Origin of the sequence: Bradyrhizobium hereditatis (assembly GCF_020329435.1) — a bacterium.
GTDB classification, from domain to species: domain Bacteria; phylum Pseudomonadota; class Alphaproteobacteria; order Rhizobiales; family Xanthobacteraceae; genus Bradyrhizobium; species Bradyrhizobium hereditatis.
In genome coordinates this window covers 93,418-109,133 of record NZ_JAGKJK010000002.1, presented here as the reverse complement: position 1 = coordinate 109,133, position 15,716 = coordinate 93,418, and the positions used below count along the sequence as shown (strand labels likewise).

The window sequence follows — 15,716 nt, the reverse complement described above, 5'->3', positions numbered from 1 at the left end:
CAAAGGTCCGAAGCTACCTGCCATGAACCAGTATCACGATCTGCTCGAACGTATCCTCAGCGACGGCGCGGAGAAGCATGACCGCACCGGCACCGGCACGCTGTCGATCTTCGGTCACCAGATGCGGTTCAACCTGTCGGCCGGTTTTCCGATGCTGACCACCAAGCGGTTGCCGCTGAAGGCGATCGTGCACGAATTGCTGTGGTTCCTGGCCGGGGATACCAACATCAAATATCTCAAGGACAATGGCGTTTCGATCTGGGATGAATGGGCCGACGCCAATGGCGATCTCGGCCCGGTTTACGGATCGCAATGGCGCTCCTGGCCGGCGCCGGACGGGCGCAGCATCGACCAGATTTCCAACGTCATCGACATGATCAAGCGCAACCCGGATTCGCGGCGGTTGATCGTAACGGCCTGGAATCCGGCCGACGTCGACAAGATGGCGCTGCCGCCCTGTCACTGCCTGTTTCAGTTCTACGTCGCAAACGGCAAGCTTTCCTGCCAGCTCTATCAGCGCTCCGCCGACGTGTTCCTTGGCGTGCCCTTCAACATCGCGTCCTATTCGCTGTTGACCATGATGGTCGCGCAGGTCACCGGATTGAAGCCGGGCGATTTCGTGCATTCGCTCGGCGATGCGCACCTCTATTCCAACCACCTCGAGCAGGCGCGGCTGCAGCTGACGCGGCCGACGCGGCCGTTGCCGACAATGAAGATCAATCCCGAAGTGAAGGATATTTTCGCGTTCCGCTACGAGGATTTCGCGCTCGAAGGCTACGATCCGCACCCGCATATCAAGGCCGAAGTCGCGGTATGAGCATCTGATGTCTCTCAGCATCCGCCGCGCGCGCCCTGGCGAAGCGGGACTTGTAATGTCCTTCGTTCGCGAGCTCGCGGAATACGAAAAGCTGCTCCATGAGGTCGAGGCGACCGAGGCCGGCATCGAAGCCGCGCTGTTCGGCGATAATCCGCGCCTGTTCTGCGAAATCGCCGAATGGGATGGCGAGCCGGTCGGCTTTGCGGTCTGGTTCGTCAATTTCTCGACCTTCAGCGGTCGCTCCGGAATCTATCTGGAAGACCTGTTCGTCCGCCCGGCGCTGCGCGGCAAAGGTATCGGCAAGGCGCTCTTGGTGCATCTTGCAAGGGAGTGCGTGGCAAACGGCTGGTCGCGACTGCAGTGGGCGGTGCTCGATTGGAACACGCCGTCGATCGCGTTCTACAAATCGCTCGGTGCCGAAATGATGGATGAGTGGACGATCTGCCGGGTCAGTGGTCCGGCGCTGACCGCGCTCGCACAAGGAGCACGGTAATGGAAATCGTTCTCATCGCCGCGGTCGCGGAGAACGGGGTGATCGGGGCAGGCGGCAGCATTCCCTGGCGGCTGAAATCCGACCTGGCGCGTTTCAAGGCGCTCACGACAGGCAAGCCGGTGGTGATGGGACGCAAGACCTTCGTCTCGATCGGCCGGCCGCTTCCGGGGCGGACCAGCATTGTCGTGACCCGCGACGCCCGCTTTCGCGCCGATGGTGTTGTGGTTACCCGTTCCTTCACCGACGCGAAGGCAATCGCCACCGGCGATGCGCTGCGACGTTTCGCCACTGAGATCGCGGTGGTCGGCGGTGCGGAAATCTATGCCCAATGGATGGAGAACGCCGATCGCCTGGAGATTACCGAGGTGCATGCCCGGCCCGACGGCGACACGTATTTCCCGGCAATCGATTTGGACGTTTGGGAAGAGGTGGCGCGCGTGCGGAAACCGGCCGGCCCGGACGATGGCGTCGACTTCTCCTATGTGACATATCGTCGGCGCAAGCCCTAATCGCCCGCGTTAACCTCGCTAACCAATGTTTTGCATTGACAATTATGGCCTCAAGCATAGCTGCTTCGAGCAGTAAGCTTGCGTTGTAAGGGCCCGAGTGGTCCCCTATAAAGCCGACCGGATATGCGAGGCTTTAAGTCGGCTGCCCGACAGGCGGACCCGGCCCCCCGCAGAGGAGAGTTAATATGCCGTGGAAGAATCAAGGCGGGGGCCCATGGGGCCAGGGTCCCAAAGGACCGTGGGGTGGCGGTCCGCAGTCGGGCGGGCCGAGGCCACCCGATCTTGAGGATTTGCTGCGGCGCGGCCAGGACAAGCTGCAGCAGCTCCTGCCGGGCGGTCATTTCAGCGGCATGGGCATCGCGCTCGTGCTGGTCGGCGCACTGGTGATCTGGGGCTTGTCCGGATTCTTCCGTGTGCAGTCGGAAGAGCTCGGTGTCGTGCTGCGCTTCGGTAAGCATGTGCGCACCGTGGATCCCGGGCTGAACTATCATCTGCCCTATCCGATCGAGACCGTGCTGTTGCCGAAGGCGCTGCGCGTCTCGACCCTTTCGATTGGCATGTCGCTGATCGACGATCCGGCGCGGCGCGGCCGCACCATGCGCGATGTGCCGGAAGAAAGCCTAATGCTGACGGGCGATGAGAATATCGTTGACGTCGACTTCACGGTGCTGTGGCGCATCAAGCCGAACGGCGTCGGTAATTTCCTCTTCAACATCCAGAATCCCGAAGGCACCGTGAAGGCGGTCGCCGAAAGCGCGATGCGCGAGGTGATCGGGCGTTCGCAGATCCAGCCGATCCTCACCGGCGCCCGCAACACGACCGAGCAGGCCGTTCATGAACTGATGCAGAGGACGCTGGATAGCTACGGCTCCGGCGTCCAGATCACGCAGGTGCAGATGCAGAAGGTCGATCCGCCGGCGCAGGTGATCGACGCGTTCCGCGACGTGCAGGCCGCGCGTGCCGACTTCGAGCGACTGCAGAACGAGGCGCAGACGTATGCCAACCGCGTCGTGCCCGACGCGCGCGGCCGCGCCGCGCAGATCCTGCAGGTCGCCGAAGGTTACAGGGAGCAGGCGATCGCCGAGGCCAAAGGCCAGAGCGCGCGCTTCACGAAGGTGTTCGAGGAATACAACAAGGCCAAGGACGTGACGCGGCAGCGAATTTATCTGGAGACGATGGAGCGGATTCTCGGCGGATCCGAGAAGCTGGTCTATGACGGCGGCAACTCGGGAGGACAGAGCATCGTGCCCTATCTGCCGCTCAGCGAATTGACGCCGCGGCGCCCGCCGCCGACGGCGGGTCAGCAGCAGAGTGGAGGCGCACGATGAAGTCTCCCGTTTCAGGTATTGTCACGCTGATCCTGCTGTTCGTCGTGGTGATCGTAGGCTACAGCTCGATCTTCACGGTGTCGCAGACCGAGCAGGCGCTCGTAGTCCGGCTCGGCCGGCCGGTCGACGTCGTGTCGGAGCCGGGCTTGAACTTCAAGGCGCCGTTCATCGATACCGTCATTCTCATCGACAAGCGTATCCTCGATCTGGAAAATCCGTCGCAGGAAGTCATCGCGTCTGACCAGAAGCGGCTCGTCGTCGATGCCTTCGCGCGCTACCGGATCAAGAACCCGCTGCGCTTCTATCAGAGCGTCGGCTCGATCCAGGCCGCCAACGTCCAGCTCACCACGCTATTGAACGCGGCGCTGCGCCGCGTGCTGGGTGAGGTCACCTTCATCAATGTGGTGCGCGACGAACGCGATAGCCTGATGATGCGGATCCGCGAACAACTCGACCGCGAGGCAGATCAGTACGGCATCCAGGTGGTCGACGTGCGTATCCGGAGAGCCGATTTGCCGGAAGCTAACAGCCAGGCGGTCTATCAGCGCATGCAGACGGAACGTCAGCGTGAGGCGGCCGAGTTCCGCGCGCAAGGCGGCCAGAAGGCGCAGGAGATCCGCTCCAAGGCCGACCGCGAGGCGACCGTCATCGTTGCCGAGGCCAACTCGACCGCCGAGCAGGTGCGCGGCGCGGGTGACGCCGAGCGCAACCGCCTGTTCGCCGAGGCTTACGGCCGCGATCCGGATTTCTTCGCCTTCTATCGATCGATGTCGGCCTATGAAACCGGGCTCCGCGCCAACGACACCCGTTTCCTGCTGCGGCCGGACTCGGAGTTCTTCCGCTTCTTTGCCAATCCGTCCGGACATCCGCCGGCGGCACCGTCAGCGGCGGCGGCTGCGGCAGCGGCGCCGAAGCAGTAAGGCGTCCGGCCAGGAACACACGCAAGTTACGGCGAAGCGGGGGGCTGCTTCGCCGGTATAAAAAGCAAAAAGGCGCTTGATTAGCTGGGGGGATGCCAACCGATGAGGTCCATTGCGTTCGCCGACTTCCTCATCGGTGTGGGCATCCTCTTTGTGCTCGAAGGCCTGATGTTTGCCGCCAGCCCGGCCTGGATGCGCCGGGCGATGAAGAGCGCGCTGGCAACGCCCGACAATATTTTGCGGACCGTCGGCATCGTCTCGGCGATCGTGGGTCTGCTGCTAATCTGGTTCGTGCGGCGGTAGGTTCCGGCCACCGTCATTCCAGGGCACGCGAAACGTCAACCCGGAATCTCGAAATTTCGGGTTCGCGTCTTAGATGCGCCCCGGAATGACGGTAATCAAAGGCCGCGGATGAGTGTGGCGTCAACGTAATGTGAGCCATCTCGGGCCGGTTTTTCGCCGGAATATCATTTGCAGATGCTTGCGCCTCGGGCCCGTTCGGGCGCACTGTGGACCTCAATTCGACTCCTTGGAGACAAGCCGACATGACCGGTGTCAGACCCGCCTTGAAGAGCCGCCTGCGCCTGATGGGGATTGCGATCTCGCTCAGTGCCGCCAGCTTGCTGGCCTCGGTGCCGGCCCATGCGCGCGGACCGGACGGCATCGCCGACATCGCCGAGAAGGTGATCGATTCTGTCGTCAATATCTCGACCTCGCAGAGCGTGGAGGTCAAGGGCAGCCGGAGCGAGATGCCGCAATTGCCGCCGGGCTCGCCGTTCGAAGAGTTCTTCGACGACTTCTTCAAGAACCGCCGCGGCGGCAGTCCCAAGGGCGGCGAGAGAGGGGAACTGCAGCCGCCGCGCAAGACCAACTCGCTTGGCTCCGGCTTCATCATCGATGCCTCCGGCGTCGTCGTCACCAACAATCACGTCATCGCCGATGCCGACGAGATCAACGTAATCATGAACGACGGCACCAAGATCAGGGCCGAGCTGGTCGGCGTCGACAAGAAGACCGACATCGCGGTATTGAAGTTCAAGCCGGTAAAGCCGGTCAACGCAGTGAAGTTCGGCGATTCCGACAAGCTGCGGCTCGGCGAATGGGTGATCGCGATCGGCAATCCGTTCAGCCTCGGCGGCTCGGTCACGGCCGGCATCGTGTCGGCGCGCAACCGCGACATCAGCCAGGGGCCTTACGACAACTACATCCAGACCGACGCCTCCATCAACCGCGGTAATTCCGGCGGACCGCTGTTCAACCTCGAAGGCGAAGTGGTCGGCGTCAATACGCTGATCATCTCGCCGACGGGCGGCTCGATCGGCCTCGGCTTCGCGGTACCGTCGAAGACGGTGGCTGGTGTCGTCGATCAGCTCCGGCAGTTCGGCGAGCTGCGCCGCGGCTGGCTCGGCGTGCGCATTCAGCAGGTCACCGACGAGATCGCCGAAAGCCTCAGCATCAAGCCCGCGCGCGGCGCGCTGGTGGCCGGCGTTGACGACAAGGGACCGGCCAAGCCGGCCGGCATCGAGCCGGGCGACGTTGTCGTCAAGTTCGACGGCAAGGACGTCAAGGATCCGAAGGATCTCTCGCGCGTCGTCGCCGACACCGCGGTCGGCAAGGAAGTCGACGTGATCATCATTCGAAAGGGCAAGGAGGAAAGCCGCAAGGTTACGCTCGGGCGCCTCGAGGACACCGAAAAGGTGCAGCAGGCCGCCGCCAAGACCAAGGAAGAGCCGGCCGAGAAGCCGGTGACGCAAAAGGCGCTCGGCCTCGACCTCGCCGCGCTGAGCAAGGATTTGCGCACCAAGTACAAGATCAAGGAGAGCGTCAAGGGCGTGATTGTTACCGGCGTCGACGGCGGCTCCGACGCTGCCGAAAAGCGGCTCTCCGCCGGCGACGTCATCGTCGAGGTGGCGCAGGAAGCCGTCACCAGCGCCGCCGACATCAAGAAGCGCGTCGATCAGCTCAAGAAAGACGGCAAGAAGTCCGTGCTGCTCTTGGTGTCGAACGGCGAAGGCGAATTGCGCTTTGTAGCGCTGAGCGTGCAATAGCGCGGCCGCGCATTCCACTCTGTCATTGCCGGGCTTGACCCGGCAATCCATCCCTTCGCAAGAATCTGTTCGCTTGATGGATGCCCGGATCAAGTCCGGGCATGACGATCGAGTTTGGCGAGGACCTCAGCCCACAAACTCGTCGCGCCGATACCCCTGCGCATAGAGCAGCGCGGTGAGATCGCCGTAGTCGATCCGCGCGGCGGCAGCAGTGGCGACCGCGGGCTTCGCATGATAGGCGACGCCGAGCCCCGCCGCCTGGATCATGTCGAGATCGTTGGCGCCGTCGCCGGTCACCAGCGTATCGATCTCGTCGAGATCGAAGGATTCGCAGAGCTCCATGAGCGTCGCAAGCTTGCCGGCGCGGCCGAGGATCGGCTCGGCCACCTCGCCAGTGAATTTGCCGTCGCGAACTTTCAATTCGTTGGCACGGTTTTCCTGGAAGCCGATCTTCGCAGCGACCGCGTTGGTGAACAGCGTGAAGCCGCCCGAGATCAGGCAGGTGTAAGCGCCATTGGCGCGCATGGTCATGACCACTTCACGGCCGCCCGGCGTCGGCGTAATGCGTTTTGCCAGCACCTCGTCGACCACGCCAACCGGCATGTCCTTGAGCAACGCGACGCGCTCGCGCAGCGCTGGCTCGAATTCGATTTCGCCGCGCATGGCCCGCTCGGTGATGGCTGCGACATGCGCCTTCAGCCCGGCGAAATCGGCCAGCTCGTCGATGCATTCCTGGCCGATCATAGTGGAATCCATGTCGGCCAGGAAAAGCTTCTTGCGCCTGAAAGCGGCAGGCTGCACGACAATATCGATCGGTAAATCGCCGCGCGCCTGTTGCAGGCGGGTTTCGATCGCCTTGATTTCGTCCGGGCTCTTGACCTGATAGTCGAAGGGAATGTCGACCGCGACCTCGTCGAACAGCCATTGCGCCGTGCCGGGCGAGGGGAGGACGGCGAGCGCGCCGTCGACGATGGTACTATCGAGCGCGGGATTGGCCGGGTGGCAGATGAGTGTGGCGACGAGGGACATGCAGGCGTTTCAGCTGGATTTGAGCAAGGCCGTGCTTATCGCAGGGCCGACCGCCAGCGGCAAGTCGGCCCTGGCCCTCGAACTGGCGGAAAAGACCGGCGGAATCGTCATCAATACCGATTCCATGCAGGTTTACCGCGATCTGCGCATCATCACGGCGCGGCCGACGGCAGAGGAAGAGGCCCGCGTGCCGCACCGGCTTTATGGCCACGTCGACGCATCAGTCAATTTCTCGGCCGGCGCCTGGTTGGCGGATGCCGAAAAGGTGCTTACAGAGGCGCGCGCGGCAAAGCGCTTAGCCGTCTTCATCGGCGGCTCCGGCCTCTATTTCAAGGCGCTGACACGTGGTCTCTCGGCCGTTCCGCCGATCCCGGCCGAGGTACGTGAGGACGTGCGCGCGCGGCTGGAGCGCGATGGCGTCGAGGCGCTGCACACTGAGCTGGCACGGCGCGATCCGCTATCGGCCGAACGGCTGAAGCCCCGCGACCGCACCCGGATCGCCCGCGCGTTGGAAGTGATCGAGGCCACCGGCCGCGCGCTGCCAGACTGGCATCGCGAGGGCCTGCCGCCGCTGCTGCCGCCGGGTGAATTCTCTGCGCTGTTCCTCGCACCGGACCGCGATCAGCTTTATGCGCGGATTGACGCGCGGTTCGACGCAATGCTCGAGGCCGGCGCGTTGGAGGAAGTCGCAGCGCTCGCCGCGCGAAAGCTCGATCCCCTGCTGCCGGCCATGAAGGCCCACGGCGTGCCGGCGCTGATCCGCCACCTCAACGGCGAGATCACGCGTGAGGCGGCCGCCGAAATCGGCCGCGCCGATACCCGCCATTACGCCAAGCGGCAGTTCACCTGGTTCAGGCATCAATTGCCAGAGTTCGAGTGGGTGACGCCGGAGGCGGCGAGGGGGTGGCTAAGCACACGGACCTCATCCTGAGGAGCCGCGAAGCGGCGTCTCGAAGGATGGGCCACGGGCCTCATGGTTCGCCCGGCGATGCGAAGCATCGTCCGGAGACGCGCAAAGACGCGCTCCTCACCCACGAAGAGAAAGAAGCGCATAGCTGGAACCAAAAATTCCCACTCGCCGAATGCCCGGAACGCAGTTACACTGCAAAACCGCGCTGAACGCGTCCTTCCCTTGACTTCCGGGGATCGGACGGTATAACCCGCGCAACCTTTGGGAAGTCAGAGCCGCAAAATGCGTAATATTATTACCAAACTCGCCCTTATCGTAGTCGTACCCAGGCGCACCGCCGGGGGTGGCTGAGGCCATCCAAATTCAGGCGGTGTGCATGGGCCTCTCGGGCCCTTTTTTATTTCCCGAAACAGACGAGAAGCCGCTGGCAACAGCGCATCCGGAGCAGACCATGAGCGACCAGAGCAACGACCCCAATCAGATGACCGGCGCCGCGATGATCGTGCGCGCGCTCATCGATCATGGCGTCCAGCACATCTTCGGCTATCCCGGCGGCGCGGTGCTTCCGATCTATGACGAGATTTTTCAGCAGAGCGAGGTCGAGCACATCCTGGTGCGGCACGAGCAGGGCGCCGGCCACGCCGCTGAGGGCTACGCGCGCTCGACCGGCAAGCCCGGCGTGGTGCTGGTGACGTCAGGCCCTGGCGCCACCAACATGGTGACGCCGCTGACGGACGCGCTGATGGATTCGATTCCGCTGGTCTGCATCACCGGGCAAGTTCCTACTCATCTGATCGGCAATGACGCGTTCCAGGAATGCGACACTGTCGGCATCACCCGTCCCTGCACCAAGCACAACTGGCTGGTCCGCGACGTCAACGATCTGGCGAAGGTGCTGCATGAGGCGTTCTACGTCGCGACCTCGGGCCGTCCTGGTCCCGTGGTTGTCGACGTGCCGAAGGACGTGCAGTTTGCGACCGGCACCTACCATCCGCCGCGCAAGGACGACGTGCATGTCTCCTATACGCCGCGTGTGAAGGGCGATGAGGCGCAGATCCGTAAGGCGGTGGCGCTGCTCGCTTCCGCCAAGCGGCCGGTGATCTATTCCGGCGGCGGCGTCATCAATTCCGGACCCGAGGCGTCGAAACTGCTGCGCGAGCTGGTCGAGGTCACGGGATTCCCGATCACCTCGACGCTGATGGGCCTCGGCGCCTATCCGGCATCGGGCAAGAACTGGCTCGGCATGCTCGGCATGCACGGCACCTACGAGGCCAACATGACGATGCATGGTTGCGACGTCATGCTGTGCGTCGGCGCGCGCTTCGACGACCGCATCACCGGTCGCACCGACGCGTTCTCGCCGGGCTCGAAGAAGATCCACATCGACATCGATCCGTCCTCGATCAACAAGAACATCCGTGTCGACGTGCCGATCATCGGCGATGCCGCCAACGTGCTCGGCGACCTCTTGCAGGTGTTCAAGGCGGAGGCGAAGAAGCCCGACATCAAGGCGTGGTGGCAGGAGATCGCCAAGTGGCGCGCACGCAATTCGCTGTCCTACAAGAAGAGCAGCGAGGTCATCCTGCCGCAGCACGCGATCCAGAAGCTGTTCGAGGCGACGCGCGGCCACGACACCTACATCACGACCGAAGTCGGCCAGCATCAGATGTGGGCGGCGCAGTTCTTCGGCTTCGAGGAGCCGCATCGCTGGATGACCTCGGGCGGTCTCGGCACCATGGGCTACGGCCTGCCGGCGGCGCTCGGCGTGCAGGTCGCGCATCCCGATAGCCTCGTGATCGACATCGCCGGCGATGCCTCGGTGCAGATGACGATGCAAGAGATGTCGACGGCGGTTCAGTATGAATTGCCGATCAAGATCTTCATCCTGAACAACCAATACATGGGCATGGTGCGGCAGTGGCAGCAGCTCCTGCATGGCAACCGCCTGTCGCACTCTTACTCCGAGGCGCTGCCTGACTTCGTCAAGCTGGCTGACGCGTTCGGCTGCGTCGGCCTGCAGGCGATCAAGCCCTCTGATCTCGACGGCGCACTCAAGGAGATGATCAAGATCAAGCGCCCGGTGCTGTTCGATTGCCGCGTCGCCGCGCTGGAAAACTGCTTCCCGATGATTCCGTCCGGCAAGGCGCACAACGAAATGCTATTGCCGGTGGAAGCCACCGACGAGGCAACGGCCGCGGCGTTTGCCGGCGGCAAGGCGCTGGTGTGAGGTGATTGGTTATGCCGTGCTCACCACGAGCTCAGTCTCTTTGCCTCTCCTCGCGTGCGGGGAGAGGTCGGCGCGCAGCGCCGGGTGAGGGGGACTCTCCGCGAGTCCGTTTCTCACCGTCTTCGGGGAGGCAGCCCCTCACCCCGACCCTCTCCCCGCGAAGAGCGGGGCGAGGGAGTAGATCGTGCGCGCGGCTGTTGGGGTGCTTCCATGTTTAACCTCGCCGAGCTGGAGCGCGCGCATGAGATCGTGGGACAGGCGGTGCCGCCGACCCCGGCGCATGCCTGGCCGCTGCTGGCCAGGCGGCTCGGCACGCATGTCATCGTCAAGCACGAGAACCACACGCCGATCGGCGCGTTCAAGGTGCGTGGTGGGCTCACCTATCTCGACCGCTTGAGGCGTGAGCAGCCAGGCGTGCCCGGCATCATCTCGGCGACGCGCGGCAATCATGGCCAGAGCCTGGCGTTTGCAGCAAGCCGCGCCGGCGTCCCCGCGACGATCTATGTGCCCTACGGCAACTCGGTCGAGAAGAATCGCGCGATGCAGGCGTTCGGTGCAAGGCTAGTCGAACATGGCGACGATTTTCAGTCCGCGCGCGAGGAAGCCTATCGCGAAGCGGATCGCGCCGGCTTGCATATCGTGCCGGCATTTCATCGCGACCTCGTGTTGGGAGTTTCGACTTACGCGCTCGAGCTGTTCCGGAACGCGCCGGATCTGGATGTTCTCTACGTGCCGATCGGGCAGGGCTCGGGTATCTGCGGCTGCATTCTCGCGCGCGACCTGTTGGGTTTGAAGACCGAGATCGTCGGCGTGCAGTCGACGGAGGCGCCCGCCTATGCGCTGTCCTTTGCCTCGGGCACGCTGGTGAAGACCAACAGCAGCGACACGCTGGCCGACGGCATGGCAACGCGCGTTCCGGATGAGGAGGCGCTGGCGATCATCCGCAAGGGCGCCTCCCGCATTGTGCAGGTGACGGACGCTGAAATTGGTGCAGCGATCCGCGCCTACTGGACCGACACACACAATCTCGCCGAAGGAGCGGGCGCTGCGGCGCTTGCAGCCGCTTGTCAGGAAAAGAGCAAGCTGCAGGGCAGGCGCCTCGGCCTGATTCTGAGTGGCGGCAATATCGATTTTGATCTGTTCCGGCAATGGGTCGGAACGGATGCCACGACCGCGCACGGTCAGCGGGCAGTGGCGTGAGAGTTTGAAGGGGACGATGATGAACCAGCAGCCCGCGAATCAACCCGCATCCGCCTACTTCCTGGAAGATCGTCACGATCCCAACGAGACGCACACGCTGTCGGTTCTCGTGCAGAACGAACCCGGCGTGCTCGCCCGCGTGATCGGCCTGTTCTCCGGCCGCGGCTATAACATCGACAGTCTCACCGTGTCGGAGACCGAGAGCCAGAAACATCTCTCCCGCATCACTATCGTCACGACGGGTACGCCGATGGTGATCGAGCAGATCAAGCACCAACTCGACCGCATGATTCCGGTCTACCGCGTTGTCGACATGACGCTGACCGGCCGTTCGATCGAGCGGGAACTCGCGATGGTGAAAGTGCGCGGCCGTGGCGACAGCCGGGTCGAAGCGCTGCGGCTGGCGGATGCGTTCCGCGCCCGGGTGATCGACGCCACCACAGAGAGTTTTGTGTTCGAGATCACAGGCAATTCTTCCAAAATCAATGAATTTATCGACCTGATGCGCCCGCTCGGCCTTGTCGAGGTGTCGCGCACCGGGGTTGCGGCGATCGGGCGCGGGCCCGAAGGGATGTGAAACATGCTGGCGCGGGACTGGTATTACACTCAACGGCGGCGGCTCGGGCTCGATTCCGCGGTCGCTTCGATCTACGACCGGCATGACGACAGCGACGAGCGGGCACGCGCTGCGCTGACCATGCTCGGCGTGCAGCGCGGCTGGCGGGTCGCCGATATCGGCTGCGGCAACGGCGTACTGGCCTGCGAGGCGGCGCTGATGGGCGCCGAGGTCGACGCCATAGATATTTCGCCGGCAATGCTGGCGCTCGCCGACATCTACGCGCGCGACCGCAAGGCGGCGATCCGAACCCAGGCCGCTGGTCTTCTAAGTTTCGCCTACCAGCCGAATTCCTACGATCTGATCGTCAGCGAATTCACGCTGCATCATCTGCCCGACTTCTGGAAGGCGGTCGCGTTGGCGCGGATCTTCGCTGCGCTGAAGCCCGGCGCAAACTTCTACCTGCGCGACATCGTGTTCGTCACCATGCCTGACGGCGTCGAGCGCGATGTCGAGCAATGGGCCGAGTTCACCATCAAGAATCACGATTTCCAGCGCGAGGGCGTCGTCACTCATATGCGCGACGAATACTCGACCTTCGGCTGGGTGATCGAACGCATGCTGACCGATATCGGCTTTGTGCTGGAATCGGTTGACTATCACGCCCCGCTTCACGGCACCTATCTCCTGCGCAAACCAAAGCCGGATCAACAGAGCTAGAAAAGAAAAATGAAACCGGCGGACGTCTGCATCGCCGTGCTGGTAGCGGTGATCTGGGGCCTTGCTTTCGTGGCAAGCCGGATCGCCCTGAACGAGTTTTCGCCGGAGCTGATGACGGCGCTGCGGTTTTCGATCGCCGCGTTGCCCTGCCTGTTCGTGGCGCGGCCCAAGGTTTCATGGACGGTGCTGATCTCGATCAGCTTCACGCTGTTTCTCGGCCAGTTTCTCTCGCAGGCCTTCGCCATCGCGTACGGCGTTCCCGTCGGCCTTTCCAGCGTGATCGTGCAAAGCCAGGCGCTGTTCACCATCGCCTTTGCCGCGCTCCTGTTCCGCGAGCGGCCGAGCGCATGGCCAACCGTCGGCATTGCGGTCGCGACCGCTGGCCTCCTGATGATCTGCGGCACCGTCGGTTACGATTTCAGCGTCAGCGCCTTCGCGATATTGATGATCTCGCCGCTCAGCTTCGCGGCCGGCAATCTGCTGCTGCGGCGCGCGCCTGATGTGCCGATGTTCGACCTGTTCGCATGGCTGTGCCTGGTCGCTGCGGTTCCGCTGTTCGCGCTGACGCTGATCACGAACGGCCCGCAGCCGACCTGGCATGCGCTGACCCATATGTCGCTGACGGGCCTTTTGTGCATGATCGGTCTCGGCGGCGTCTCCACCAGCATCGCTTATTGGTTGTGGGGAAGACTGCTGCGGGATTATCCGGCGGCGCAGGTGGTGCCGTTCGCGCTGCTGGTGCCGTTCGTCGGCTCGGCTGCGTCGAGCGTGGTGTTCGGCGAGACATTCGGGCCGCTTCGGCTCACCGGTATGATCACAGTGGTTGGCGGCATCGCCATCATGCTGCTGTCGAAACGTACCAAGGCTTCAGAAAAACAAGTTCTGCCAAAGATCGCATGAGGCCCCCATGTCGCAATCGCTGCTCGTCGCCTTCGTGATGTTCGCCACCGTGATGTTCTTCACGCCGGGACCGAACAACATCATGCTGCTTTCGTCGGGGCTGACATATGGCTTCCGCCCGACCATCCCGCACATCATGGGGATCACGGTTGGATTCGCTTTCATGGTTGGCGCGGTTGGGCTTGGGCTCGGCACCATCTTCATCGCCTATCCGGTGCTGCAGACCATCCTGAAATATGCCGGCGCGGCCTACCTGATCTATCTGGCGTGGGCGATCGCGATGTCCGAGCCACCCTCCGCGGAGGAGGACAGAAGCCGCGGCCGCCCGATGACGTTTTGGGGCGCGGCCATGTTCCAATGGGTCAACGCCAAGGGCTGGGTCATGGTGATCGGCACCATTACCGCCTATGCCGCGATCGCGGCCTATCCCTGGAACATCGCGATCCAGGTCGGTCTCAGCCTGATCCTCGGTATTCTGTCCTGCACCGCCTGGGCCCTGTTCGGCACTGCGCTGCGGCCGATCCTGACCTCCCGGCGCGCGGTGCGGGCCTTCAATGTCGTGATGGCAGTATTGCTCCTGGCCTCGCTCTATCCGGTCTTCATGGACGCATGATGCCGCGCCGGGCCATGCAGAAACGGGTTTCCTTTGACGCGGAAAATGCTCTAGACAACGCCGGAAATTCACGGGCGACCGGCGGTCTTATTCCCCCAAATGCCTGATTAACCGGCCGATTTTGGCCATCAATTAAGGAAACGACCATGCGTGTTTATTATGATCGTGATGCCGACCTGAACCTGATCAAGGGCAAGAAGGTCGCCATCGTCGGCTATGGCAGCCAGGGCCATGCCCATGCGCTGAACCTGAAGGACTCCGGCGTCAAGGAAGTGGCGATCGCGCTGCGCAAAGGCTCGGCCTCGGCCAAGAAGGCAGAAGCCGCCGGCTTCAAGGTGCTGGAAGTCGCCGAAGCCGCCAAATGGGCCGACCTCGTGATGATGCTGACCCCCGATGAATTGCAGGGCGACATCTACCGCGAGCACCTGCACGACAACATGAAGAAGGGCGCGGCGCTGGTGTTCGCTCACGGCCTCAACGTCCATTTCAACCTGCTTGACCCGCGCGCCGACCTCGACGTGCTGATGATCGCCCCTAAAGGCCCTGGCCACACCGTGCGTTCGGAATACCAGCGCGGCGGCGGCGTGCCCTGCCTGATCGCGATCGCCAAGGACGTCTCCGGCAACGCCCATGACCTCGGCCTGTCCTACGCCTCAGCCATCGGCGGCGGCCGCGCCGGCATCATCGAAACCACCTTCAAGGAGGAGTGCGAGACCGACTTGTTCGGCGAGCAGGTGGTGCTCTGCGGCGGCCTGGTCGAGCTGATCAAGGGCGGTTACGAGACGCTGGTCGAGGCCGGCTACGCCCCCGAGATGGCCTATTTCGAGTGCCTGCACGAGGTGAAGCTGATCGTCGACCTGATCTATGAAGGCGGCATCGCCAACATGAACTACTCGATCTCGAACACCGCCGAGTACGGCGAGTATGTCACGGGTCCGCGGATCGTCACCGACGAGACCAAGAAGGAGATGAAGCGGGTGCTGAACGACATCCAGTCCGGCAAGTTCGCCCGCGACTGGATGCTGGAGAACAAGGTCAACCAGACCTCGTTCAAGGCGACCCGCGCCAAGCTCGCCCAGCATCCGATCGAGGAAGTCGGCGCCAAGCTCCGCGACATGATGCCCTGGATCAAGAAGGGCGCACTGGTCGACAAGACGAAGAACTAAGTATCAGACCCTCATGGTGAGGAGGCGCGTAAGCGCCGTCTCCGGACGATGCTTCGCATCGCCGGGAGAACCATGAGGCCACAGACGGGCCTTCATCCTTCGAGACGCGGCGAAGACGCCGCTCCTCAGGATGAGGGACTGGTACTGAAACACCAAATTTTAAGCCGTGCTCGGCTATATCCGGCGAGATCGCGCAAGCGGTCTCGCCGTTTCCTTGAAGAACTGTTGGCTCAACCACATTCTTCAATCCGCCGCGCCAAACGCGCCGGCTGAGCCGAAA

16 protein-coding genes are annotated in these 15,716 nt (G+C 63.2%); 15 read left to right on the top strand and 1 reads right to left on the bottom strand.

The genetic code is table 11. From position 1 onward, the window contains the following. Positions 1–22 precede the first annotated feature (22 nt). The 7 genes from J6524_RS05825 (at position 23) to J6524_RS05795 (ending at position 6,115) form a co-directional block, all read left to right on the top strand. A complete protein-coding gene (locus tag J6524_RS05825; protein WP_225669427.1) occupies positions 23–817 on the top strand; it encodes a thymidylate synthase in 795 nt (264 codons plus the stop codon). Between the two features lie 7 nt (positions 818–824). Continuing rightward, positions 825–1,310: a GNAT family N-acetyltransferase gene (locus tag J6524_RS05820; protein ID WP_225669426.1), complete on the top strand. Its 486-nt coding sequence runs from the start codon at positions 825–827 to the stop codon at positions 1,308–1,310. Then, positions 1,310–1,819 carry a dihydrofolate reductase gene (locus J6524_RS05815; protein WP_225669425.1) on the top strand — a complete coding sequence of 170 codons (510 nt, stop codon included), beginning with the start codon at positions 1,310–1,312 and terminating at the stop codon, positions 1,817–1,819. The genes J6524_RS05820 and J6524_RS05815 overlap by 1 nt, the downstream gene beginning before the upstream one ends. A 185-nt stretch (positions 1,820–2,004) precedes the next feature. Then, positions 2,005–3,147, top strand: coding sequence for an FtsH protease activity modulator HflK (gene hflK, locus J6524_RS05810; RefSeq protein ID WP_225669424.1), 1,143 nt, complete (start codon positions 2,005–2,007; stop codon positions 3,145–3,147). Next, positions 3,144–4,067, top strand: coding sequence for a protease modulator HflC (gene hflC, locus J6524_RS05805; RefSeq protein WP_225669423.1), 924 nt, complete (start codon positions 3,144–3,146; stop codon positions 4,065–4,067). The genes hflK and hflC overlap by 4 nt, the downstream gene beginning before the upstream one ends. A 102-nt stretch (positions 4,068–4,169) precedes the next feature. Then, a complete protein-coding gene (locus tag J6524_RS05800) occupies positions 4,170–4,370 on the top strand; it encodes a DUF2065 domain-containing protein (protein ID WP_225669422.1) in 201 nt (66 codons plus the stop codon). Between the two features lie 242 nt (positions 4,371–4,612). Then, positions 4,613–6,115 (top strand): Do family serine endopeptidase, encoded by a 1,503-nt coding sequence (locus J6524_RS05795; protein ID WP_225669421.1) that lies wholly within the window; start codon positions 4,613–4,615, stop codon positions 6,113–6,115. A 126-nt stretch (positions 6,116–6,241) separates the two neighbouring features. Here J6524_RS05795 and serB read toward each other — a convergent pair whose 3' ends face one another. After that, positions 6,242–7,144 (bottom strand): phosphoserine phosphatase SerB, encoded by a 903-nt coding sequence (gene serB, locus J6524_RS05790; RefSeq protein ID WP_225669420.1) that lies wholly within the window; start codon positions 7,142–7,144, stop codon positions 6,242–6,244. Between serB and miaA the strand changes: the two genes are divergently transcribed. The 8 genes from miaA (at position 7,143) to ilvC (ending at position 15,436) form a co-directional block, all read left to right on the top strand. Then, on the top strand, positions 7,143–8,075 hold the full coding sequence (gene miaA, locus J6524_RS05785) for a tRNA (adenosine(37)-N6)-dimethylallyltransferase MiaA (protein WP_225669419.1): 933 nt from the start codon (positions 7,143–7,145) through the stop codon (positions 8,073–8,075). The genes serB and miaA overlap by 2 nt on opposite strands. Before the next feature lie 430 nt (positions 8,076–8,505). Further along, positions 8,506–10,281, top strand: a complete 1,776-nt coding sequence (locus J6524_RS05780; RefSeq protein WP_225669418.1) for an acetolactate synthase 3 large subunit — start codon at positions 8,506–8,508, stop codon at positions 10,279–10,281. Positions 10,282–10,491: 210 nt separating this feature from the next. Then, complete coding sequence (locus J6524_RS05775) at positions 10,492–11,481, top strand: threonine dehydratase (RefSeq protein WP_225669417.1); 990 nt, start codon at positions 10,492–10,494, stop codon at positions 11,479–11,481. A gap of 19 nt (positions 11,482–11,500) precedes the next feature. After that, positions 11,501–12,058 carry an acetolactate synthase small subunit gene (gene ilvN / locus J6524_RS05770; RefSeq protein ID WP_225669416.1) on the top strand — a complete coding sequence of 186 codons (558 nt, stop codon included), beginning with the start codon at positions 11,501–11,503 and terminating at the stop codon, positions 12,056–12,058. A gap of 3 nt (positions 12,059–12,061) precedes the next feature. Continuing rightward, positions 12,062–12,757 carry a class I SAM-dependent methyltransferase gene (locus J6524_RS05765; protein ID WP_225669415.1) on the top strand — a complete coding sequence of 232 codons (696 nt, stop codon included), beginning with the start codon at positions 12,062–12,064 and terminating at the stop codon, positions 12,755–12,757. Between the two features lie 9 nt (positions 12,758–12,766). Beyond that, a complete protein-coding gene (locus tag J6524_RS05760; protein ID WP_225669414.1) occupies positions 12,767–13,657 on the top strand; it encodes an EamA family transporter in 891 nt (296 codons plus the stop codon). Positions 13,658–13,664: 7 nt separating this feature from the next. After that, a complete protein-coding gene (locus J6524_RS05755; protein ID WP_225669413.1) occupies positions 13,665–14,270 on the top strand; it encodes a LysE family translocator in 606 nt (201 codons plus the stop codon). A 146-nt stretch (positions 14,271–14,416) separates the two neighbouring features. Further along, positions 14,417–15,436: a ketol-acid reductoisomerase gene (gene ilvC / locus J6524_RS05750; RefSeq protein WP_225669412.1), complete on the top strand. Its 1,020-nt coding sequence runs from the start codon at positions 14,417–14,419 to the stop codon at positions 15,434–15,436. Positions 15,437–15,716: the final 280 nt, after the last annotated feature.

What these genes read in the sequence shown, in the direction of transcription:
- hflK (WP_225669424.1), top strand. Translation starts at nt 2,005, where the DNA reads ATGCCGTGGAAGAATCAAGGCGGGGGCCCATGGGGCCAGGGTCCCAAA.
- J6524_RS05780 (WP_225669418.1), top strand. Translation starts at nt 8,506, where the DNA reads ATGAGCGACCAGAGCAACGACCCCAATCAGATGACCGGCGCCGCGATG.
- J6524_RS05800 (WP_225669422.1), top strand. Translation starts at nt 4,170, where the DNA reads ATGAGGTCCATTGCGTTCGCCGACTTCCTCATCGGTGTGGGCATCCTC.
- ilvC (WP_225669412.1), top strand. Translation starts at nt 14,417, where the DNA reads ATGCGTGTTTATTATGATCGTGATGCCGACCTGAACCTGATCAAGGGC.
- J6524_RS05775 (WP_225669417.1), top strand. Translation starts at nt 10,492, where the DNA reads ATGTTTAACCTCGCCGAGCTGGAGCGCGCGCATGAGATCGTGGGACAG.
- J6524_RS05755 (WP_225669413.1), top strand. Translation starts at nt 13,665, where the DNA reads ATGTCGCAATCGCTGCTCGTCGCCTTCGTGATGTTCGCCACCGTGATG.
- hflC (WP_225669423.1), top strand. Translation starts at nt 3,144, where the DNA reads ATGAAGTCTCCCGTTTCAGGTATTGTCACGCTGATCCTGCTGTTCGTC.
- miaA (WP_225669419.1), top strand. Translation starts at nt 7,143, where the DNA reads ATGCAGGCGTTTCAGCTGGATTTGAGCAAGGCCGTGCTTATCGCAGGG.
- J6524_RS05795 (WP_225669421.1), top strand. Translation starts at nt 4,613, where the DNA reads ATGACCGGTGTCAGACCCGCCTTGAAGAGCCGCCTGCGCCTGATGGGG.
- J6524_RS05765 (WP_225669415.1), top strand. Translation starts at nt 12,062, where the DNA reads ATGCTGGCGCGGGACTGGTATTACACTCAACGGCGGCGGCTCGGGCTC.
- J6524_RS05760 (WP_225669414.1), top strand. Translation starts at nt 12,767, where the DNA reads ATGAAACCGGCGGACGTCTGCATCGCCGTGCTGGTAGCGGTGATCTGG.
- ilvN (WP_225669416.1), top strand. Translation starts at nt 11,501, where the DNA reads ATGAACCAGCAGCCCGCGAATCAACCCGCATCCGCCTACTTCCTGGAA.
- J6524_RS05825 (WP_225669427.1), top strand. Translation starts at nt 23, where the DNA reads ATGAACCAGTATCACGATCTGCTCGAACGTATCCTCAGCGACGGCGCG.
- J6524_RS05820 (WP_225669426.1), top strand. Translation starts at nt 825, where the DNA reads ATGTCTCTCAGCATCCGCCGCGCGCGCCCTGGCGAAGCGGGACTTGTA.
- J6524_RS05815 (WP_225669425.1), top strand. Translation starts at nt 1,310, where the DNA reads ATGGAAATCGTTCTCATCGCCGCGGTCGCGGAGAACGGGGTGATCGGG.
- serB (WP_225669420.1), bottom strand. Translation starts at nt 7,144, where the DNA reads ATGTCCCTCGTCGCCACACTCATCTGCCACCCGGCCAATCCCGCGCTC.